Consider the following 19638-nt stretch of genomic DNA (forward strand, 5'->3'; position numbering starts at 1 on the left):
AGCGGGTTTCCGGGCGTTTCCCGGAGTGGAGTCAAGTGGGAGAGAGGGTTCCGAATGGCGGGCAATCCGCAGCGCAGGGCGGCTCTTGTCGACGCCGGGGTCGAAGTGCTCGCGCGCGAGGGGGCGCGCGGGCTGACGTTCCGCGCGGTGGACGCCGGGGCCGGGGTGCCCGTGGGCACCGCGTCCAACTACTTCACCGGCCGCGACGACCTGCTCCGCCAGATCGATGCCCGGCTGCACCAACGGCTCGCGCCCGACCCCGAGTTGCTCGCCGAGCTGATGCGGGCGCCGAAGGACCGCGCCCTGGTCACGGCCCTGATGCACGACCTGATGGCCCGGGTGACCGGCGACCGCACGGGCTATCTGGCCCTCCTGGAGATGCGCCTCGAAGCCACCCGCCGCCCCGAACTGCGCGCCTCTTACACGGAGTCGGTGCGCGCCGACCTGGAGCAGGGCATGGAGTTCCACCGGGCGGCGGGACTGCCCGGCGGGGACGAGACCGTCGCCGTGCTCTACCTCGCCATGCTCGGGCTGATCCTGGAGCACCTGACGCTGCCGGGCGTGCTGGACGGCGTACTGCCCGGTGTGAGGGTTCCCGAGGGTCTGGTCGAGCGGATCGTGGCGACCGTCGTACCGAAAGGCCCGGTCAGTTCCGCGGGTCGCGCCACATCGGCCACATCTGCGGGCCGTCCGGGAGGTCGAGGGGACGGCCGGTGAACTCGAAGCCGAGGCGCTCGTACAGTGCGCTGCTGCGGACGCTGCTGGCTTCCAGGTAGGCGGGCAGACCCTCGCGGTCGCAGCGGTCGAGGACGTGCCGCAGGAGCGCGCCGCCGATCCCCTCGCCCTGGCGCTTCGGTGTCACGCCGATCATCCACAGGTACTCGTGGGCACGGCCGGCGGGATGGATCTCCGCCGTCAGCCGGCCGATCAGCTCGACGCGCTCGTTCGCCGGATCGACGACGGCGCGCAGTCGGGCGGGCCCGTCGTCCTCGTCGTCGTGCTCCTCGTCGTCGTGCTCCTCGGCGGGCACGGGCAGCCACAACGCGCACGCGCTGCCGTCCTCGGTGACGTCGATCCGGCCCTCGGCGAGCACGATCTCGGTGAAGGCGGCCATCAGCCGGTGGTGGGTCGCACGGCGGTACTCGTCCCCGGGAAAGACCCAGCCGCTGACCGGATCGTCCTGGAAGGCCTCGTCCAGCAGCCGTACGACCAGTTCCCGGTCGCCCTCGTCCGCCGTCCGGATCGCCACGCCCATCTGCCGCCCCCTCGTCTCAACCATCCTTGCCCGTACGGGCGTTGAGCCTATCCGGAACAGAACGCAGAGGCGGGCCCCGCACACCGTGGGGATGTGCGGGACCCGCCGGTCCGGAGCCTCGGCGGCCGCGCGGGGTCAGGAGCCGCACGGCCACCCCGGTGGACTCCGGGGTCTGGGTCTGTGATCTGGGGTCTCTGGTCTGGGATCTCTGGTCTGGATCTGGGTGAGGGACTGAGGCAGGTCAGGGGGGCCGGGAGGGTTTCCGTCAGGGGGTCCGGGAGGGTTTCCGTCAGGGGGTCCGGGAGGGTTTCCGTCAGGGGGTCCGGGAGGGTTTCCGTCAGGGGGTCCGGGAGGGCTTCGGTCAGTTGCTGCGCCGCGTCACGAACTCCAGCAGGGCGAGCAGGCCACCCGCCTCCGCGGGGTCGGCGACCGCCCGGGACAGCTCGTGCATCGCACGGGCCATCCGGTCGGCTGCCTGGACCTGTGCCCAGTCCCGCCCGCCGGCCCGCTCGACAGCGAGAGCCGTGCGTGCGATCCCGTCCTCGTCCCCCTGCTCGTACGGCGCTTCGTACAGCTCTGCCAACTCCGAAGCGGCCGGGGTGCCCGAGGTGAGCGCGGCGACCACCGGCAGGGACTTCTTGCGGGCCGCCAGGTCCGCACCGACCGGTTTTCCGGTGCGGCGCGGGTCGCCCCATATCCCGATGACGTCGTCGATGAGCTGGAAGGCGAGCCCTGCCTCGCGGCCGAACGCGTCCAGCGCCTCGACGTCCTCGCAGGACGCACCCGCGTACAACGCGCCCATGGCGCACGCGCATCCGAGCAGCGCGCCCGTCTTGGCCTCGGCCATGGTCAGCACCTCGTCGAGGGTGACCTCGCCGGGGCCGCGCTTCTCCATGGCCATGTCCGCCTGCTGGCCGGCGCACAGCTCGACGACACAGGCCGCGAGCCGGGCCGCGGCCGGCCCGGACGCCGGGTGCGGGTCCTCGGCGAGCAGCCCGAGGGCCAGCGCCTGCAGGGCGTCCCCGGCGAGGATCGCGTCGGCGTCACCGAACACGGTCCACGCCGTGGGCCGGTGCCTGCGGGTGGTGTCCCGGTCCATCACGTCGTCGTGCAGCAGCGTGAAGTTGTGCACCAGCTCCACCGCCGCGGCCGCCCGTACGGCCGCCTCGCGCGCCCGGGGCCCGCCGAGCGCGGCGGCCGCGGTGAGGACGAGGGCGGGGCGGATCGCCTTGCCCGCGTTGCCCGCCGCCGGAGTGCCGTCCGCGTGCTCCCAGCCGAAGTGGTAGAGCGCGATCCGGCGCATGGAGCCGGGCAACGAGTCGAGGGCGGCGCGCAGTTCGGGGTCGACGGACGCCCTGGTGCGCTCCAGGATCGCCGTCGCCTCGTGCCTGTCGAGCGGCTGTGCCGTGGTGTGCTGCTTCGCCTCCGTCATGAACTCGGCCATGGGATCTCCCTCGGTCAGTCCGCGGACGGTGGCGCTTCCGCTCCGGCTGGGCGCATACGACCGGGGTGTACCCGCCCCGGTGGGCGGGGACACGGCTCCCAGGTGGAGAAACGTCACCTCCACCGGCCGATCTCGACGTTCTCCAGGACACCGAGCGCGTCCGGCACGAGGACCGCGGCCGAGTAGTACGCCGTCACGAGGTAACTGATGATCGCCTGTTCGTTGATGCCCATGAAGCGCACGGACAGGCTCGGCTCGATCTCGTCCGGGATGCCGGCCTGCTGCAGTCCGATGACGCCCTGCTCGGCCTCGCCGGTACGCATCGCGATGATCGAGGTCGTACGGGCCTCGGAGACCGGGATCTTGTTGCACGGGTAGATCGGCACACCGCGCCAGGTCGGGATGCGGTTGCCCGCCACCTCGATCGTCTCGGGGACGAGTCCGCGCTTGTTGAGCTCGCGGCCGATCGCGGAGATCGCGCGCGGGTGGGCGAGCAGCAGCTTGGTGCCGCGCCGCCGGCTGAGCAGCTCGTCCAGGTCGTCCGGGCTGGGCACGCCGTCGTGCGGCTGGAGCCGCTGGTCGTACTCGCAGTTGTTCAGCAGTCCGAACTCGCGGTTGTTGACCAGCTCGTGCTCCTGGCGCTCCTTCAACGCCTCGACCGTCAGCCGCAGTTGCTGCTCGGTCTGGTTCATCGGCTGGTTGTAGAGGTCGGCCACGCGCGAGTGGATGCGCAACACGGTCTGGGCGATGCTCAGTTCGTACTCGCGGGGCCTGGCCTCGTAGTCCACGAAGGTGTGCGGGATGTCCGGCTCGCCGCTGTGGCCGGCCGCGAGGTCGACTTCCTTCTCGCCGTACTTGTTGGTGCGCTGCTCCGGGATCGCGCGCAGTTGCTGGAGGTGCTCCCGCAGGGAGTCGGAGCGCTCCGCGACCTGGTCGACGTCCTGGCGGGAGAGGATCAGCACGGTGCACGCGGTGTCCGCGCGGGCCGTGTACTCCCAGATGGCGTCCGGGTCGAGCAGTGCCGCGTCGCCGAAGTAGGCGCCGTCGGCGAGCACGCCGAGGACCGCGTCGTCGCCGTAGGGGCCCGTGCCGATCTTCTCGACCCTGCCGTGCGCCAGCAGGTACACCTCGTCGGTCTGGCTGCCGAACGAGGCGATCACGGATCCCGGCGCGAACTCCTGCTGCCGGCACCGCTGGGCGAGCTCCGCGAGCACCTCCTCGTCCTCGAAGTCGCGCAGTGCGGGCAGTTCACCCAGCTCCGCGGGGATGACCTCGACCCGGTCGCCGGTCTTCACGAACGTGATGCGGCCGTCCCCCACGGCGTAGGTCAGTCGCCGGTTGACCCGGTACGTACCGCCCTGGACGTTCACCCACGGCAGCATGCGCAGCAGCCAGCGTGAGCTGATCTCCTGCATCTGGGGCGCGGACTTGGTCGTGGTGGCCAGGTTCCGTGCGGCAGCCGTGCCCAGACTCTGCTGCGGCTTGCCCTGCTCCGAACGGACCTCTTCGCCTACCGACATATGAGAATTGCCCTCCCGGTCATACAGCCGGCGCCGATCTGCGCCGCTGCGTCGATCTCCACGCCCAGCCTCCCATCACGGAGCGTGTCGGTGCTATTACACGAAAGAGCGGGAATGGATCACCGCCGACTGGGCACAAATGGGGATCCTGTCCAACGGCCGTGGTGAGCGCGGGTTGTCCGGATCGGCTCGCACACCGTGCGAACGAGGAGTCGCGGACGTCCGGTTTCGGTACATGCAGCGGTACGAGGCGACCGCGACCGGTGGTCGTCCGCGCACCACGAAGGAGGCGGTCATGGCCTCACCCATGTCCGCGAGCAGCTTTCTGAACGGCCTCGGAGCGGAGGGCCTCACGGTCGTCGAGGTCGGGGACTGGAAGCATCACAACCGCAACCACAAGGGCCCCTGGGGCCCGGTCCACGGCGTGATGATCCACCACACGGTGACGAGCGGCAGCGAACACACCGTGGACCTCTGCCGGGACGGCTACACCGGCCTGCCCGGCCCTCTCTGCCACGGCGTCATCACCAAGGACGGCACGGTCCACCTGGTCGGCTACGGCCGTGCCAACCACGCAGGCCTCGGCGACGACGACGTGCTGCGCGCGGTGATCGCCGAGAAGGCGCTCCCGCCGGACAACGAGGCGAACACCGACGGCAACCGCCACTTCTACGGCTTCGAGTGCGAGAACCTCGGCGACGGCGAGGACCCCTGGCCCGCGGCCCAGCTGGAAGCGATCGAGAAGGCCGCGGCAGCCGTGTGCCGGCACCACGGGTGGACGGAGCGGTCGGTGATCGGCCACCTGGAGTGGCAGCCGGGGAAGGTGGATCCGCGGGGGTTCACGATGGCCTGGCTGCGGGAGCGCGTCCGCGCGCGGCTGAAGTGACGGCACCCTGCGTTGGTGCGGGCCCGGCTGGGGGCTGCCGCCCCCCTCCCCCCATGCCCCCGCTTCGGCCCATAAGAAGCCTCGTCCTCAAACGCCGGACGGGCTGAGTCATGCCGACCGGCGCGACAATGGGGCCGTGAGCAGCCCCGATGACCTCGACCTCGCAGCACTGCGCCCTCAGCTGCCCTCCCCCCTGCAGGAGATCGAGGACGACCGCTTCACCCGCCACGGCCTCCGCCTCCTCCTCAAGCGCGACGACCTGATCCACCCGGAGCTGATCGGCAACAAGTGGCGCAAACTCGCGCCGAATCTCATCGCGGCGGCCGGCCGCACCGTCGTCACCTTCGGCGGGGCCTACTCCAACCACCTGCGCGCCACGGCCGCCGCGGGCCGCCTCCTCGGGCTGTCCACGGTCGGCGTGGTCCGCGGCCAGGAGCTGGCCGACCGCCCCCTCAATCCCTCCCTGGCCCGGTGCGCTGCCGACGGCATGCGACTGCACTTCGTCGACAGGTCGACGTACCGCAACAAGAGAGAACCGGCCACCCTCGGGCGCGTGCTGCGCACGACCGGCGCCGAGGACGCGTACGTCGTCCCGGAGGGCGGCAGCAACGCGGAAGCCGTGCGCGGCTGCCGGGCCCTGGGCGAGGAACTGCGCGGCCACGCCGACGTCGTCGCCCTCGCCTGCGGCACCGGCGGCACACTCGCCGGGCTGGCCGCGGGGCTGGCCCCGGAGCAGCACGCGCTCGGCGTACCCGTCCTCAAGGGTGGCTTCCTGGCCGCCGACACAGCGGGTCTCCAGGAGGAGGCCTTCGGTGGCCGGCGCGGCGACTGGACGCTCGACGAACGCTTCCACTTCGGCGGCTACGCGCGCGTACCCCCCGAACTCGACGCCTTCGCAGAGGACTTCGAGGACCGTCACGGCGTCCCCGTCGAGCGTCTCTATGTCGCCAAGTTGCTGTACGGACTTGTCGTTCTGGCACGGGAGGGCGCGTTCCCGCGCGGGTCGACGGTGGCTGCCGTGGTCACCGGACGGCCCTTCCCGCAGGTGTTCACGGCCCCGTAGGCCTTCACGGCACAGGGCTACGCCGTCTCCCGGTAGGCCGCCGCCTCCTCCAGGTCCAGCCTGCGCAGCAGTGTCCGCAGCATCTCGTCGTCGATGTAGCGGCCGTCCCGCAGCCTCACGAACATCGCGCGCTCGGCGCCGATCATCTCCCGGGACAGCCGGCGGTAGGTGTCGTCGACGGATTCGCCGGTGACCGGATTGACCTGGCCGAGGCGTTCCCAGACGGCGTTGCGGCGGCGCTCCAGGACCTGTCGGAGACGGTCGGCGAGGGGTGGTGGGAGCTCGTTGCGCTCGTCGGTGAGGAGTTCGTCCAGGCGCTGCTCGGCGACCCGTGAGGCCTGCGCCTGGGCGTTCGCCTCCGCGAGGGTCTCGGCCTGCACGTCCCGGGCGGGGAACTTCACCAGGCGGATCAGGGGGGCCAGGGTGAGGCCCTGCACCACCAGCGTCCCGATGACCGTCGTGAAGGTCAGGAACAGGATCAGGTTGCGCTGCGGGAAGGGGCCGCCGCCGTGCACGGTGAGCGGGATCGAGAAGGCGATGGCCAGCGAGACGACGCCCCGCATGGCGGCCCAGGACGTGACCATCGACCCTCTCCAGGTCGGGTTGTCCTCGCGTTCCCTGATCCGCGCGGACAGCATCCGCGGGACGAACGTCCCCGGGTACACCCACAGGAACCGGGCGACGACGACCACCAGGAAGAGGGCCACCGCGTACCAGGCGGCGTCGGCACCCTGGTACTCGCCAAGGCCCTTGAGGACCACGGGCAGTTGCAGACCGATGAGCGCGAAGACCGCCGACTCGAGGACGAACGCGACCACCTTCCACACCGCCTCCTCCTGGAGCCGGGTGGCGAAATCGACCTCCCACGCGCGGTGTCCGAGGTAGAGGGCGACGACCACGACCGCGAGGACACCGGAGGCGTGCACCTGTTCGGCGACGGCGTAGGCGACGAACGGGATCAGCAGGGACATGGTGTTCTGCAGCAGCGCCTCCTTCACGTGCGTGCGCAGCCAGTGGATCGGCAGCATCAGCACCAGCCCGACCACGACGCCGCCGACCGCCGCCAGCAGGAACTCGCCGATTCCGCCGATCCAGGAGGCGCCCTCGCCGACCGCGGCCGCGACGGCCACCCGGTACGCGGTGATCGCGGTCGCGTCGTTCAGCAGGGACTCGCCCTGCAGGATCGTGGTGATCCGGGAGGGCAGCCCCACCCGGCGGGCGACCGCCGCCGCCGCGACCGCGTCCGTCGGCGCCACCACCGCGCCCAGCACCAGCGCCGCGGGCAACGGCAGTCCCGGCACGATGAGATAGGCGACCCAGCCGACGGCGAAGGTCGCGAAGAGCACGTATCCCACCGACAGCAGCGCCACCGGCCGCATCGAGGCCCGCAGGTCGAGATACGAGCTCTCCACGGCCTCCTTGTGCAGCAGCGGGGGCAGGACCAGCGGCAGCACGATGTCCGGGTCGAGGGTGTAGTCCGGTACCCCGGGGACGTACGAGACGGCGAGCCCCACCGCGACGAGCAGCAGCGGGGCCGGCACCGGGGTGCGCCGGGCGGCCGCGGCGATCGCGGCGCTGCCCGCCACCAGCAACAGCAGTGGCATCACGTCCATCGTCCTCGCCCGCCCTCGTTTTTCCGCGCGGCCGTCCGCACAGCCGTCGTAATCTGGCAATCATGAAACAGTGCACGCACGCCGAAGCGCTGCCAGACCCGGAACCCGGTCCGCTCAGCGAGACGTGCCTCGAGTGTCTGCGGGACGGCACCCACCCGGTTCAACTGCGCCTGTGCCTCGCCTGCGGCCACATCGGCTGCTGCGACTCCTCGCCGGGACGGCACGCGACGGAGCACCACAAGGATTCCGGCCACCCGGTCATGCGCACGTTCGAGCCGGGTGAGAACTGGCGTTGGTGCTTTCTCGACCACGTTCTCGTGTGACCCTGGACAACCGGGGAACGACCCACGATCCGGACGGTTCGACCGTCTGACGTCTGGGTACGTCAACCCGGCGCGCGTTCTTCCCAATTGGAGCCGCAGACCCCTAGACACGGAGCGTGTCCACAGTTTTACTGTGAGTGACGGCAAGGGGTCGGGGTCCCGGGGACAGAAAACTTCAGAGCGCGATAGCGTCACCGCTGAACCACACATCGCGTTAGCCCGGGGGGCGACCCTCGGCCCCGAAAAGCTTGTACCACCTTGGAGGTGAGGGTGTCCCAGATCGCAGGCGAGCCCGCGACCCAGGACTTCGTGGAAGTCCGGCTGCCGGCTGCGGGTGCCTACCTGTCGGTGCTGCGTACGGCGACTGCCGGCCTCGCAGCCCGTTTGGACTTCACCCTCGACGAGATCGAGGACCTTCGCATCGCGGTGGACGAGGCCTGCGCGATCCTGCTCCAGCAGGCCGTGCCCGGCTCGGTGCTCAGCTGTGTCTTCCGGCTCGTCGACGACTCGCTCGAGGTCACCGTCTCGGCCCCGACCACGGACGGCCACGCCCCGGCGCGGGACACCTTCGCCTGGACAGTTCTGTCCGCACTGGCGGGCAAGGTCTCCTCCGCGGTGGACAAGGACAAAACCGTTTCGATCAGCCTCTACAAACAGCGCGGCGCCGGCCCCGGGCCGGCGTGAGGACAGGGGACGGGCCGGTGCGTGACGAAGAGCGCGGCACACGAGAGCTGCCGGCCGAGGGCACAGGCGGGTCCCGACGCACAGGGGACGCCGTCAGCGGCACCGACGGTATCGACGGCATCCCCGAGCAGGCCCGGCCGCACCCGGAGGACGACTCCGCGGAGCTCGGCCTCGTGGACGACGGGCAGCATGATCGGGAAGGTGCCGTGCAGAGCACGCCTCTGGACGGACGGAACGGGGTCACCCCGGTCCGAGCAGAGGCGAGGGCTCGGAGAAGGGCGACGGGCGGGACGATGAGCGAGCACGAGCGAAACGCCGAGGGCAACGGGCAGGGCGCGCAGAGCGTGCAGCAGGCCACGCATCACGACCCGCATGACCGCAGCGGGGCACGCGCGATGTTCATCGAGCTGCGCCTGCTGAAGGACGGCAGCCCGGAGTACGCGGATCTGCGCAACAAGCTGGTCCGCATGCACCTGCCGCTCGTCGAGCATCTCGCGCGCCGCTTCCGCAACCGCGGCGAGCCGCTGGACGACCTCACCCAGGTCGCCACCATCGGCCTGATCAAGTCGGTCGACCGCTTCGACCCGGAGCGCGGCGTCGAGTTCTCGACGTACGCGACACCCACGGTCGTCGGCGAGATCAAGCGGCACTTCCGCGACAAGGGCTGGGCGGTGCGGGTGCCGCGGCGCCTGCAGGAGCTGCGCCTCGCGCTCACCACGGCGACCGCGGAGCTCTCGCAGCAGCACGGCCGCTCCCCCACGGTCCACGAGCTCGCCGAGAAGCTGGCGATCTCGGAGGAGGAGGTCCTGGAGGGCCTGGAGTCCGCCAACGCGTACTCCACGCTGTCCCTGGACGTCCCCGACACGGACGACGAGTCCCCGGCCGTGGCGGACACGCTGGGCGCCGAGGACGAGGCCCTGGAGGGCGTCGAGTACCGCGAGTCGCTCAAGCCGCTCCTGGAGGACCTTCCGCCCCGGGAGAAGCGGATCCTGCTGCTGCGCTTCTTCGGCAACATGACCCAGTCGCAGATCGCCCAGGAGGTCGGCATCTCGCAGATGCACGTGTCGCGTCTGCTGGCGCGCACGCTGGCACAGCTGCGCGAGAAGCTGCTGGTGGAGGAGTAACCCCTAGGAGCAACCCCTAGGACCGCTTGCCGTCCTGCGCGCGACCCGGGCCCCGGATCCCGAGGGCCTGGGTCGTCGCCGGATTGATCAGCAGGACCAGCGCGGCGACGGCGACGACCGCGAGCGCGATACCCGCCGGGATGGCCACGCTGTCGGCCTGCAGCAGGTTGTAGGCCACCGGCAGCGCCATGATCTGGGTGATGACGGCCGGGCCCCGGCTCCAGCTCTTGCGCCCGAGCAGACCGCGGGCCGCCAGCAGCGGCAGCAGGGCGAGGACGACGAGCGTGATGCCGCCGGTGACGGCGGACCGGCGGTCGTCCGGGTCGCCCGTGAGTCCCTCGACGAGCATCCACACGCCCCCGACGAGCAGCGCGAGCCCCTCGAGTGCGGCGAGCGCTGCGGCATACGTCAGGCGCCGCGGGCGGGGGCCGGTGTCTTCCTCGGTGGCGTGGGTCTGCTCACTGGTCACCTCTGAAGGGTAGCCCTGGGGACGCAGGCCCCCGTGGCGAGGTTGAGCCGGACCCCCGTGGTGAGGCTCACGCCCTCGCCTCTTACCCGATCCCTACCTCGGCCTGTGCCCAGTACCCCCCAGTAGGTACGCTGCAACTCATGCGTGCACTTCTCGTGGTCAATCCGGCGGCAACCACCACAAGCGCACGTACGCGCGATGTCCTGATCCATGCGCTCGCGAGCGAGATGAAGCTCGAGGCGATCACCACCGAGTACCGCGGCCACGCGCGCGACCTCGGCCGGCAGGCCGCGGACAGCGAGGACATCGACCTGATCGTGGCCCTCGGCGGCGACGGCACGGTCAACGAGGTGGTCAACGGCCTGCTGCACAATGGCCCGGACCCCGAGCGCCTGCCCCGCCTGGCCGTGGTCCCCGGCGGCTCCACCAACGTGTTCGCCCGCGCCCTGGGTCTGCCCAACGACGCCGTGGAGGCGACCGGCGCACTGCTGGACGCCCTGCGCGAGAACAGCGAACGTACGGTCGGCATGGGCCTCGCCGCGGGCACGCCGGGCACCGAGGACGAGGCGGTGCCGGCCCGCTGGTTCACCTTCTGCGCGGGGCTGGGCTTCGACGCGGGCGTGGTGGGGCGGGTCGAGCAGCAGCGCGAACTGGGCAAGAAATCCACGCATGCCCTTTACCTGCGCCAGGTCGCACGCCAGTTCCTGCAGGAACCCAATAGGCGACACGGCACCATCACTCTGGAACGACCCGGCCAGGAACCGCTGACCGATCTGGTGCTGTCCATAATCTGCAACACCTCGCCGTGGACGTATCTGGGCAATCGTCCGGTGTACGCAGCGCCTAAGGCCTCGTTCGATGCCGGGCTCGACGTAGTCGGTCTCAGCCGTATGTCGGCGGTCACGGCTGCCCGATATTCCACGCAATTGCTCACTTCGTCCCCCGAGCGCGGGGTCCACGGCAAGCATGCGGTGACCCTGCACGACCTGGACCAGTTCACCTTGCATTCGAAGGCGCCTCTACCCCTCCAGATGGACGGCGACCACCTGGGGCTGCGTACGAGCGTGACGTTCACAGGCGTACGCCGTGCACTGCGTGTGATTGTGTGAGCAGAAAGGGCTGAAGTCCTTTCACTCGAACGTTTAGGCCAGGATCCACCCCATGGAAGTACGGCTGTGACCTAGTCGACACCGAGGAATCAAAAAAAACTTTCCGGAAGGGGTTGTATCCGCCGCTGAGGTTTGCGAGTCTCTACGTGGCGATCGAGACGGCCCGCAAGACCGGCCTCAGCAGATCACCGGAACCCCTCTTCACAATCACAGGACCTCGTCAGGGAAGCCTGACGCTCGGCCCTTCACTTGTTGAGGGATTCGTGAAAGCGTTCACATTCACAAGCAACCCGCATGTAATACCAAGGAGAGGTAGCAGCCATGGACTGGCGTCACAACGCCGTTTGCCGCGAGGAAGACCCCGAGCTCTTCTTCCCCATCGGCAACACCGGTCCTGCGCTGCTGCAGATCGAGGAAGCCAAGGCCGTCTGCCGTCGCTGCCCCGTTATGGATCAGTGTCTGCAGTGGGCGCTCGAGTCCGGTCAGGACTCCGGCGTCTGGGGTGGTCTCAGCGAGGACGAGCGTCGCGCCATGAAGCGCCGTGCCGCCCGCAACCGGGCCCGTCAGGCCTCCGCCTGACACACCCGCCCCACAACAGCCTGAGCTTGGCGGCGCGTACAGCGAGTACGCATCTCCCGCCCCCGAGCCGCAGCGCGCAGTACCCCCGATGCGCAGCACAAGCTGGCAACGAGCATTTCAGCCCCGGACCTTGAGGTCCGGGGCTTCTTGCTGTGTCGGGCCCGCCACCTCGCGGGCCCGGCAACTCACGCGCCCGGCGGCCTACTTGTGCGCCTGCACCGGAACGTCCAGGATCACCCGGGTCCCCCGCTCCGGCGCCGGGACCATGTCGAACGTACCGCCCAACTCGCCTTCCACCAGGGTCCGTACGATCTGGAGGCCGAGGTTGCCCGCGGTGTGCGGGTCGAATCCGTCGGGCAGGCCCACGCCGTCGTCCTGGACCGTGACCAGGAGGCGGGCCTCCTTCGTCGTGCCGCCGCGGACCGCGGAGACCTCGACCGTGCCGGTTTCGCCCTCGCGGAAGCCGTGTTCGAGGGCGTTCTGGAGGATTTCCGTCAGGACCATGGACAGCGGGGTGGCCACCTCGGCGTCCAGGATGCCGAAGCGGCCGCTGCGCCGGCCGGTGACCTTGCCCGGCGAGATCTCGGCGACCATCGCCAGGACGCGGTCGGCGATCTCGTCGAACTCGACCCGCTCGTCCAGGTTCTGGGAGAGCGTCTCGTGCACGATCGCGATCGATCCGACGCGGCGGACCGCCTCTTCGAGTGCCTCCCGGCCGCGGTCGGACTCGATGCGCCGGGCCTGGAGGCGCAGGAGGGCGGCGACCGTCTGGAGGTTGTTCTTCACCCGGTGGTGGATCTCCCGGATGGTCGCGTCCTTGGTGATCAACTCGCGCTCGCGGCGGCGCAGTTCGGTGACGTCGCGGAGCAGGACGAGCGAACCGATGCGCGTGCCCTTGGGCTTGAGCGGGATCGCGCGGAACTGGATCACCCCGTCCCTGGCCTCGATCTCGAACTCGCGCGGCGCCCACCCGCTGGCCACCTTGGCGAGCGCCTCGTCCACCGGCCCGCGGGTCGGGGCGAGTTCGGCGGTGGTCTTGCCGAGGTGCTGGCCGACAAGGTCGGAGGCGAGGCCCATGCGGTGGTAGGCGGAGAGCCCGTTCGGGGAGGCGTACTGGACGATGCCGTCCGCGTCGAGACGGATCAGGCCGTCACCGACGCGCGGCGCGGCGTCCATGTCCATCTGCTGGTTCGCGAAGGGGAAGGAGCCGGCCGCGATCATCTGTGCGAGGTCCGAGGCGCTCTGCAGATACGTCAGTTCGAGGCGACTCGGGGTGCGCACGGTCAGCAGGTTGGTGTTGCGCGCGATCACGCCGAGGACCCGCCCCTCCCGGCGTACGGGGATCGACTCGACCCGGACCGGGACCTCCTCGCGCCATTCCGGGTCGCCCTCGCGCACGATCCGGCCCTCGTCCAGCGCCGCGTCCAGCATGGGGCGGCGGCCGCGGGGGACGAGGTGGCCGACCATGTCGTCCTGGTACGAGGTGGGGCCGGTGTTGGGCCGCATCTGGGCGACGGAGACATAGCGGGTGCCGTCGCGGGTGGGGACCCACAGGACCAGGTCGGCGAAGGAGAGGTCGGACAGCAGCTGCCACTCCGAGACCAGCAGATGGAGCCACTCGAGGTCGGAGTCGTCGAGGGCGGTGTGCTGGCGGACCAGTTCGTTCATGGAGGGCACATGTGTGAGCGTACCTGGGGGTATGTGCAGGGCCTAAAAGTGACCGGTGGTCCGTACAGGTCCTGAAAACACCCGCGGGCCGCGGCGCCTGGGAGGGACCCTCAGCCCTCCCGGCACCGCAGCCCGGAGCAATATCGGCCGCGGGGTGTGCGGTCCCGGATGGCCGAAGGATGAGGATCCGGGGCAGTCAGGGCAGAGAGCTCCGGTTCCTCCGTCCGTCCTCCTGTGCGGGGAAGACGGAAGCTCGCGTGTACACGCTCTGTACGCATTGTGGACTAGACCACTACGTGTGTCCATGCGTTGGAGCCTGTTTGTTGTTGTCAGTTCTGCGGCCACACTGCCACTACTCGGACGCCCTAGCATCCACCACGCAGCCTAACCCGTGTGGGTTCATGTGCGGGGCCAGATGGCCATGGCAATTTCCGCGAGAGCCTCCAGCTCCTCCCGGCTCGCCCCGTCCCGCGCCTGCTGGGACATGCCCTGGATGATCGCTCCCGTGTGCCGGGCGAGCGCGGCGGCATCGGTCCCGGCCGGCAGCTCCCCCGCCTCGACGTCTGCTCGTATACGACTCTCGAACGCGGCGATGTTGGCATTGCGCCGCTCGCGCAGGGAGGCCTCGACCTCGGGGCTCGTGCAGTTCGTGGCCGCGTGGATGACGAGACAGCCGTGCGGGTGGCCGGGGGCCGTGTACTCGGTGGCGGCCTCCCGCAGCATCCGCCGCACCGCCGCCCGGGCGGTGGGCTCCTCGGCGAGGGCCCGGTCGCCGAAGGAGCCGTACCGCGTGCCGTACACGGTCACGACCTCCTCGAACAGCGCCCGCTTGTCGCCGAAGGCCGCGTACAGACTCGGGGCCCCGATGCCCATGACTCGGGTGAGGTCGGAGACGGAGGTCGCCTCGTAACCGTGCTCCCAGAAGGCCATCACCGCCTTCTCCAGCGCGGTCTCGCGGTCGAAGGAACGGGGTCGGCCGCGCGGCTTGGACATGGTGCCGGCCGTTGTCTTGGTCTCCTCGCTGCCCACCATGGGGTGAATTGTATAGCGGGTGCTAGAGAAATGTCGGCGGGCTGCTGTACGGTCTTTTCTGTAGCGACCGCTAGGGAATTACAAAGGGGGCGCCGACATGGGCGTACTTACGGGCAGGACGGCACTGGTCACTGGAGCGAGCAGGGGAATCGGGCGGGGGATCGCCGAGCGGCTGGGGCGCGACGGGGCGCGGGTCGCGGTGCACTACGGCAGCAACGAGACGTCGGCGAAGGAGACGGTGGCCGCGATCGAGGCGGCGGGCGGTTCGGCGTTCGCGATCGGGGTCGAGCTGGGGCGGCCGGGGGACGCGGCGGCCCTGTGGGAGGAGTTCGACCGGCATGCGGAGGGGCTGGACGTCCTGGTGAACAACGCCGGGATCGGGAGCACGCGGCCGATCGAGGAGATAGGGGAAGAGGAGTACGACAGGGTCTTCGCGGTGAACGTGAAGGCGCCGTTCTTCATCGTCAAGCAGGGCATGGCGCGGCTGCGGGACGGCGGCCGGGTCATCAACATCTCGTCGGGACTGGCCCGGACCGCCGCGATGCCGAACAACATGGCGTACGCGATGACCAAGGGCGCGCTGGACGTCTTCTCCCGTGACCTGTCCAAGGTGCTGGGTCCCCGGGGCATCACGGTGAACTCGGTCGCGCCGGGAATCATCGACACGGACAACACGGCCGAGTTGCTGCACGGCAGCCCGGACGGCTGGGCGCAGGCGGCGGGGTACTCCGCGCTGGGGCGGGTGGGCGAGACGGCCGACGTCGCGGACGTGGTGGCGTTCCTGGCCTCGGACGCCGGCCGGTGGGTGACGGGGAGCTGGGTGGACGCGACAGGGGGTTCGCTGACGTAGGGGGTTCCGCCAGGTCGTAGGGGGCCGCCGGGGCACAGGGGATCTCGCCGGGTCGCAGGGGATCCTGCCGGGTCGCAGGGGGATCCCGTCGGGTCGGCTCAGTGGGTCTCGGTCACCTTGGCCAGGGCGCGGGGCGCGTCCGGGTCCTGGCCGCGGGCGATCGTGACCTCGTAGGCGAGGAGTTGGAGGGGGATGATCTCCAGGATCGGCTGGACCTCCTCGGCCACACCCTCGGTGGGCAGGACGAAGCCGGCGGAGGCCTGCTCCACCTGACTGCCGGGACCGACGACGAACAGATCGGCGCCGCGGCCGCGCAGCCGGTCGAGGACGGGTTGGAGGGCCTCGCCGCCCTTGCCGTCGGTGACGACCGCGATAACCGGGGAGACGTTGTCGACCATGGCGAGAGGGCCGTGCAGGAGGTCGGCGCCGGAGTAGGAGAGGGCGGGGATGTAGCTGGTCTCCATGAGCTTGAGGGCGGCCTCCTTGGCCGTGGGGTAGCCGTAGCCGCGGGAGGTGATGACCATGCGTTCGGCGAAGCGGTAGCGGGCGGCGAGGGCGCGGATCTCGTCCTGCCGGGCGAGCAGTTGCTCGGCGAGGTCGGGCAGCACCTTCGCGGGACCGCCGTCGCCGCCGCGCAGGCCTTCGACGAAGAGATAGAGCGCGAGGAGGGAGGCCGTGTAGGTCTTGGTCGCGGGGAGGGCCTTCTCCGGGCCGGCCATGATGTCGACGTGGTACTCGGAGACGCCGGCCAGCGGTGAGCCGGGGTTGTTGGTCACAGCGAGGGTGATCGCACCTGCCTCGCGGGCGGCGCGGGTCGAGGCGACCAGGTCCGGGGAGCCGCCGGACTGGCTGACGGTGACGACGAGGACGTCGGTGAGGTCGGGGCGGGCGCCGTACGCGGTCGTGGTGGACATCGAGGTGAGGCCGCAGGGCAGGCCGAGGCGGATCTCCAGGAGGTACTTGGCGTAGAGGGCCGCGTTGTCGGAGGTGCCGCGGGCGGTCAGCAGGACGAAGCGGGGGTTGCGGGCGGCGATCTCCTGCGCCACCTGCCGAATGCCGGGGGCGCCCTGCTCGAGGATGCGCCGCAGCACGGCGGGCTGCTCGGCCATCTCACGGGCCATGATCCGGCCCGGGACGTCGCTCTGAGCTTCCTGCGCCGGGCCCGGGTCCGGCATCGGGTCCCCCGTCGGATCCAGGTCCGCCGTCGAGTCCACGTCCGGCGTCGAGTCCACGTCCGGCGTCGGGTCCGCGTCCCGTGTCGAGGCCGGGTCCCGTGTCGGGTCCAGGTCCCGTGTCGGGTCCGGGTCCGGTGTCGAGGCCGGGTCCGCCGTCGAGTCCGCATCCGGGGTCGAGTCCGCGTCCCGTGTCGAGTCCGCGTCCCCTGTCGGGCCCAGGTCCCTTGTCGGGCCCAGGTCCCTTGTCGGGTCCGGGTCCGGTGTCATGGCGGTCATGGTGGGTTCCTCCCGGGTCTGGGTGCTCGCCGTGCGGGGTGCCGGGCGTCGGCGGCACCGCATCCATTCCACTCCCCCGCGACGAATGACGCCTGTCCCCCGCATGGATGGGCGATGGCGTTCCTACCCCTGGGGCGCAGGAGGCGATTCTGTTAGATTGGTCTAAACCACATAGCCCTCCCGGGTCCTCCTCGAGTCTCCTCTTCAGAACGGCAGGCCAGCGTGGAAGTTGTCATCGTTCCGGACGCCAAGTCGGGCGGCGAGCTCATCGCCGAGGCCATGGCGCAGCTGCTGAGGCGCAAGTCCGAGGCGTTGCTCGGCGTGGCCACCGGCTCGACCCCGCTGCCCATCTACCAGGCGCTCGCGGCCAAGGTGCGCTCGGGTGCCGTGGACGCCTCGCGGGCGCGGATCGCGCAGCTCGACGAGTACGTGGGACTGCCGGCCGAGCATCCGGAGTCGTACCGTTCGGTGCTCAGGCGTGAGGTGCTGGAGCCGCTCGGGATCGGGATGGACGCGTTCATGGGGCCCGACGGGACGGCCGAGGACGTGCAGGGTGCGTGCGAGGCGTACGACCGGGCGCTGGCCGAAGCCGGCGGGGTGGATCTGCAGTTGCTCGGGATCGGGACCGACGGGCACATCGGGTTCAACGAGCCGTGCTCGTCGCTCGCCTCGCGCACCCGGATCAAGACGCTGACGGAGCAGACCCGCATCGACAACGCGCGCTTCTTCGACGGCGACATCGAGCAGGTGCCGCATCACGTGATCACGCAGGGCATCGGGACGATCCTGGAGGCCCGGCACCTGGTGCTCCTGGCGACGGGAGAGGGCAAGGCGGACGCGGTCGCCGCGACCGTGGAGGGGCCGGTCGCCGCGGTGTGCCCGGCCTCCGCGCTGCAACTCCACCCGCATGCCACGGTGGTTGTCGACGAGGGTGCCGCGTCCAAGTTGAAGCTGGCCGACTACTTCCGGCACACCTATGTCAACAAGCCTGACTGGCAGGGGATCTGACCGGCGGGAAGTACGAAAACGCCGGCCGCCCCGGGATGGGGCGGCCGGCATTTTCGTGTCCGGGTGGAACTACACCCCCGCGATGACCTCCGCCGCCGCTCGGCCGCAGACGCGGGCCGCGCCGTGGGTGGCGATGTGGAGGGCGCCCCGGGGGACGGCCTGGTGCAGGCCCATCTCGACGACGACGGTGTCGGGGCGGGCCGCCAGCAGGATGTCGAGGGCCGCTGCCATCCAGGGATGGCGGTGTTCGTCGCGGACGACGGCCACGATGCGGCGCGGGCCGGCCGCGTCCAGGGCTGCCCGTCCCGCCTTCTCGCCGGCGAAGCTGCCGGTCTCCGTGCCGGGGAGGAGGCGGAAGAGTTCCGCCGCGACGCCCCAGGGGGTCTCGTCGCCGACCGCGAAGTTGGCGACGGGGGTGAGGGCGGCGACGTAGGGCGGTTCGGTGAGCGGGGTGAAGTGCTCGGCGGCGGTCACCTTCAAGGCGCGGCGGGCCGCGCGCAGGCCCACCTGGGGGTCGGCGGTGTGTTCCGCGTCGGCCGGCCCCGCCGCGGCGGCGGTCCAGCGGGCCAGGGCCCGTACCCGTTCCGCCGCGTCCGCGAGGCGTTCCTCGGGGAGTTCGCCGGTGCGTACCGCCGAGACGAGGGCGTCGCGCAGGCGTCGTACTGTCTCGTCGTCGGCGAGGCCGCCGCCCACGCAGATCGCGTCGGCACCGGCGGCCACGGCGAGGACGCTCCCCCGCTCGATGCCGTACGTGGCCGCGATGGCCTGCATCTCCATGCCGTCGGTGACGATGAGGCCGTCGTAGCCGAGTTCGCCGCGCAGGAGATCGGTGAGGATCGTGCGTGCGAGGGTCGCCGGGCGGTCCGGGTCCAGGGCGGGGACCAGGATGTGCGCGGTCATGATCGCCCGGGTGCCGGCGGCGATGGCCGCGCGGAACGGGGCCAGTTCGCGCGCCTGGAGGACCGAGGCGTCCACGTCGATGCGGGGCAGGGCGTGGTGGGAGTCGACCGCCGTGTCGCCGTGGCCCGGGAAGTGCTTGGTGCAGGCGGCGACGCCGGCGGACTGGAGGCCGGTCACATAGGCGGCGGTATGCCGGGCGACCAGGTCGGTGTCGGCGCCGAAGGAACGTACGCCGATGACCGGGTTGGAGGGGTTGGAGTTCACGTCGGCCGACGGGGCCCAGTTGAGGTTGACGCCGCAGGCCGCGAGGCGGCGGCCCAGTTCGGCGGCCACCTCCTCGGTCAGCGAGACGTCGTCCACCGTGCCCAGCGCGTAGTTGCCGGGGAAGCTGGAGCCGGTCCGCACCTCCAGGCGGGTCACGTCCCCGCCCTCCTCGTCGATGGCGACGAGGACGTCGTCGCGTTCGGCGCGCAACTGGGCGGTCAGGGCGGCCAGTTGCTCGGGCGAGGCGATGTTGCGGCCGAACAGGCCGACCGAGGCGAGGCCCTCACCGAGGCGCCGCAGCACCCAGTCGGGGGCGGTCGTGCCGGTGAAACCGGGTTGGAGGATGGTCAGCGCATCACGCGTGAGGGTGTCTGTGCCGCTGGCGAAAGTCGTCAT

Annotated in this window: 19 protein-coding genes; 10 read left to right on the plus strand and 9 right to left on the minus strand. The window is 70.7% G+C overall.

Going from position 1 to position 19638, the window contains the following annotated elements; all coding sequences use genetic code 11:
• Nucleotides 1–54 precede the first annotated feature (54 nt).
• Nucleotides 55–717: a TetR/AcrR family transcriptional regulator gene (locus tag OG303_RS18195; protein WP_405869448.1), complete on the plus strand. Its 663-nt coding sequence runs from the start codon at nucleotides 55–57 to the stop codon at nucleotides 715–717.
• On the opposite strand, the gene OG303_RS18200 is transcribed toward OG303_RS18195, so the two are convergent.
• The 3 genes from OG303_RS18200 to OG303_RS18210 all read right to left on the minus strand — a co-directional run bounded on the left by OG303_RS18200 (nucleotide 647) and on the right by OG303_RS18210 (nucleotide 4219).
• On the minus strand, nucleotides 647–1255 hold the full coding sequence (locus OG303_RS18200) for a GNAT family N-acetyltransferase (RefSeq protein WP_405869449.1): 609 nt from the start codon (nucleotides 1253–1255) through the stop codon (nucleotides 647–649). The two genes, OG303_RS18195 and OG303_RS18200, sit on opposite strands and share 71 nt — an antisense overlap.
• Before the next feature lie 361 nt (nucleotides 1256–1616).
• The gene (locus OG303_RS18205; protein ID WP_405869450.1) at nucleotides 1617–2699 is read right to left on the minus strand and encodes a family 2 encapsulin nanocompartment cargo protein polyprenyl transferase; all 1083 of its coding nucleotides are present in this window, start codon (nucleotides 2697–2699) and stop codon (nucleotides 1617–1619) included.
• Between the two features lie 113 nt (nucleotides 2700–2812).
• Nucleotides 2813–4219, minus strand: a complete 1407-nt coding sequence (locus OG303_RS18210; protein ID WP_405869451.1) for a family 2B encapsulin nanocompartment shell protein — start codon at nucleotides 4217–4219, stop codon at nucleotides 2813–2815.
• A 295-nt stretch (nucleotides 4220–4514) separates the two neighbouring features.
• On the opposite strand from OG303_RS18210, the gene OG303_RS18215 reads away from it, so the two are divergent.
• Both OG303_RS18215 and OG303_RS18220 read left to right on the plus strand, forming a co-directional pair.
• On the plus strand, nucleotides 4515–5105 hold the full coding sequence (locus OG303_RS18215; RefSeq protein WP_405869452.1) for an N-acetylmuramoyl-L-alanine amidase: 591 nt from the start codon (nucleotides 4515–4517) through the stop codon (nucleotides 5103–5105).
• Between the two features lie 136 nt (nucleotides 5106–5241).
• Entirely contained in the window at nucleotides 5242–6168 is a 927-nt protein-coding gene (locus OG303_RS18220; RefSeq protein ID WP_405869453.1) for a 1-aminocyclopropane-1-carboxylate deaminase/D-cysteine desulfhydrase, read from the plus strand.
• Between the two features lie 17 nt (nucleotides 6169–6185).
• Here the strand turns inward: OG303_RS18220 and OG303_RS18225 are convergent, their stop codons facing one another.
• Entirely contained in the window at nucleotides 6186–7781 is a 1596-nt protein-coding gene (locus OG303_RS18225) for a Na+/H+ antiporter (protein ID WP_405869454.1), read from the minus strand.
• A gap of 62 nt (nucleotides 7782–7843) precedes the next feature.
• Here OG303_RS18225 and OG303_RS18230 point away from each other — a divergent pair, with 62 nt between their 5' ends.
• From OG303_RS18230 to OG303_RS18240, 3 genes are all read left to right on the plus strand, one after another.
• Nucleotides 7844–8104 (plus strand): UBP-type zinc finger domain-containing protein, encoded by a 261-nt coding sequence (locus OG303_RS18230; RefSeq protein ID WP_405869455.1) that lies wholly within the window; start codon nucleotides 7844–7846, stop codon nucleotides 8102–8104.
• A gap of 270 nt (nucleotides 8105–8374) precedes the next feature.
• The gene (locus OG303_RS18235; RefSeq protein WP_404737121.1) at nucleotides 8375–8788 is read left to right on the plus strand and encodes an anti-sigma regulatory factor; all 414 of its coding nucleotides are present in this window, start codon (nucleotides 8375–8377) and stop codon (nucleotides 8786–8788) included.
• Nucleotides 8789–8805: 17 nt separating this feature from the next.
• Nucleotides 8806–9912: an RNA polymerase sigma factor SigF gene (locus tag OG303_RS18240; RefSeq protein WP_405869456.1), complete on the plus strand. Its 1107-nt coding sequence runs from the start codon at nucleotides 8806–8808 to the stop codon at nucleotides 9910–9912.
• A 16-nt stretch (nucleotides 9913–9928) separates the two neighbouring features.
• Here OG303_RS18240 and OG303_RS18245 read toward each other — a convergent pair whose 3' ends face one another.
• Nucleotides 9929–10381, minus strand: a complete 453-nt coding sequence (locus tag OG303_RS18245; protein ID WP_405869457.1) for a hypothetical protein — start codon at nucleotides 10379–10381, stop codon at nucleotides 9929–9931.
• Nucleotides 10382–10521: 140 nt separating this feature from the next.
• Here OG303_RS18245 and OG303_RS18250 point away from each other — a divergent pair, with 140 nt between their 5' ends.
• Together OG303_RS18250 and OG303_RS18255 are read left to right on the plus strand one after the other, a co-directional pair.
• Nucleotides 10522–11490 carry a diacylglycerol/lipid kinase family protein gene (locus OG303_RS18250; protein ID WP_405869458.1) on the plus strand — a complete coding sequence of 323 codons (969 nt, stop codon included), beginning with the start codon at nucleotides 10522–10524 and terminating at the stop codon, nucleotides 11488–11490.
• 321 nt (nucleotides 11491–11811) lie between these two features.
• The gene (locus tag OG303_RS18255; protein WP_006142322.1) at nucleotides 11812–12069 is read left to right on the plus strand and encodes a WhiB family transcriptional regulator; all 258 of its coding nucleotides are present in this window, start codon (nucleotides 11812–11814) and stop codon (nucleotides 12067–12069) included.
• Between the two features lie 201 nt (nucleotides 12070–12270).
• Here the strand turns inward: OG303_RS18255 and OG303_RS18260 are convergent, their stop codons facing one another.
• On the minus strand, nucleotides 12271–13737 hold the full coding sequence (locus OG303_RS18260) for a sensor histidine kinase (RefSeq protein ID WP_405877332.1): 1467 nt from the start codon (nucleotides 13735–13737) through the stop codon (nucleotides 12271–12273).
• 399 nt (nucleotides 13738–14136) lie between these two features.
• Nucleotides 14137–14769 carry a TetR/AcrR family transcriptional regulator gene (locus OG303_RS18265; protein WP_405869459.1) on the minus strand — a complete coding sequence of 211 codons (633 nt, stop codon included), beginning with the start codon at nucleotides 14767–14769 and terminating at the stop codon, nucleotides 14137–14139.
• Nucleotides 14770–14866: 97 nt separating this feature from the next.
• Between OG303_RS18265 and OG303_RS18270 the strand changes: the two genes are divergently transcribed.
• Nucleotides 14867–15619: an SDR family oxidoreductase gene (locus OG303_RS18270; protein ID WP_405869460.1), complete on the plus strand. Its 753-nt coding sequence runs from the start codon at nucleotides 14867–14869 to the stop codon at nucleotides 15617–15619.
• A 98-nt stretch (nucleotides 15620–15717) separates the two neighbouring features.
• On the opposite strand, the gene OG303_RS18275 is transcribed toward OG303_RS18270, so the two are convergent.
• Entirely contained in the window at nucleotides 15718–16794 is a 1077-nt protein-coding gene (locus OG303_RS18275; RefSeq protein WP_405877334.1) for an SIS domain-containing protein, read from the minus strand.
• Between the two features lie 498 nt (nucleotides 16795–17292).
• Here OG303_RS18275 and nagB point away from each other — a divergent pair, with 498 nt between their 5' ends.
• Entirely contained in the window at nucleotides 17293–18078 is a 786-nt protein-coding gene (gene nagB, locus OG303_RS18280) for a glucosamine-6-phosphate deaminase (protein ID WP_405869461.1), read from the plus strand.
• A 69-nt stretch (nucleotides 18079–18147) separates the two neighbouring features.
• Here nagB and OG303_RS18285 read toward each other — a convergent pair whose 3' ends face one another.
• Nucleotides 18148–19638 carry a glycoside hydrolase family 3 protein gene (locus tag OG303_RS18285; RefSeq protein ID WP_405869462.1) on the minus strand — a complete coding sequence of 497 codons (1491 nt, stop codon included), beginning with the start codon at nucleotides 19636–19638 and terminating at the stop codon, nucleotides 18148–18150.

It is taken from the genome of Streptomyces sp. NBC_00005, assembly GCF_045160215.1.
GTDB lineage: Bacteria > Actinomycetota > Actinomycetes > Streptomycetales > Streptomycetaceae > Streptomyces.

What these genes read in the sequence shown, in the direction of transcription:
- OG303_RS18285 (WP_405869462.1), bottom strand. Translation starts at nt 19,638, where the DNA reads ATGACGACTTTCGCCAGCGGCACAGACACCCTCACGCGTGATGCGCTG.
- OG303_RS18275 (WP_405877334.1), bottom strand. Translation starts at nt 16,794, where the DNA reads ATGCCGGACCCGGGCCCGGCGCAGGAAGCTCAGAGCGACGTCCCGGGC.
- OG303_RS18265 (WP_405869459.1), bottom strand. Translation starts at nt 14,769, where the DNA reads ATGGTGGGCAGCGAGGAGACCAAGACAACGGCCGGCACCATGTCCAAG.
- OG303_RS18215 (WP_405869452.1), top strand. Translation starts at nt 4,515, where the DNA reads ATGGCCTCACCCATGTCCGCGAGCAGCTTTCTGAACGGCCTCGGAGCG.
- OG303_RS18205 (WP_405869450.1), bottom strand. Translation starts at nt 2,699, where the DNA reads ATGGCCGAGTTCATGACGGAGGCGAAGCAGCACACCACGGCACAGCCG.
- OG303_RS18195 (WP_405869448.1), top strand. Translation starts at nt 55, where the DNA reads ATGGCGGGCAATCCGCAGCGCAGGGCGGCTCTTGTCGACGCCGGGGTC.
- OG303_RS18270 (WP_405869460.1), top strand. Translation starts at nt 14,867, where the DNA reads ATGGGCGTACTTACGGGCAGGACGGCACTGGTCACTGGAGCGAGCAGG.
- OG303_RS18250 (WP_405869458.1), top strand. Translation starts at nt 10,522, where the DNA reads ATGCGTGCACTTCTCGTGGTCAATCCGGCGGCAACCACCACAAGCGCA.
- OG303_RS18255 (WP_006142322.1), top strand. Translation starts at nt 11,812, where the DNA reads ATGGACTGGCGTCACAACGCCGTTTGCCGCGAGGAAGACCCCGAGCTC.
- OG303_RS18210 (WP_405869451.1), bottom strand. Translation starts at nt 4,219, where the DNA reads ATGTCGGTAGGCGAAGAGGTCCGTTCGGAGCAGGGCAAGCCGCAGCAG.
- OG303_RS18230 (WP_405869455.1), top strand. Translation starts at nt 7,844, where the DNA reads ATGAAACAGTGCACGCACGCCGAAGCGCTGCCAGACCCGGAACCCGGT.
- OG303_RS18225 (WP_405869454.1), bottom strand. Translation starts at nt 7,781, where the DNA reads ATGGACGTGATGCCACTGCTGTTGCTGGTGGCGGGCAGCGCCGCGATC.
- OG303_RS18200 (WP_405869449.1), bottom strand. Translation starts at nt 1,255, where the DNA reads ATGGGCGTGGCGATCCGGACGGCGGACGAGGGCGACCGGGAACTGGTC.
- OG303_RS18260 (WP_405877332.1), bottom strand. Translation starts at nt 13,737, where the DNA reads ATGAACGAACTGGTCCGCCAGCACACCGCCCTCGACGACTCCGACCTC.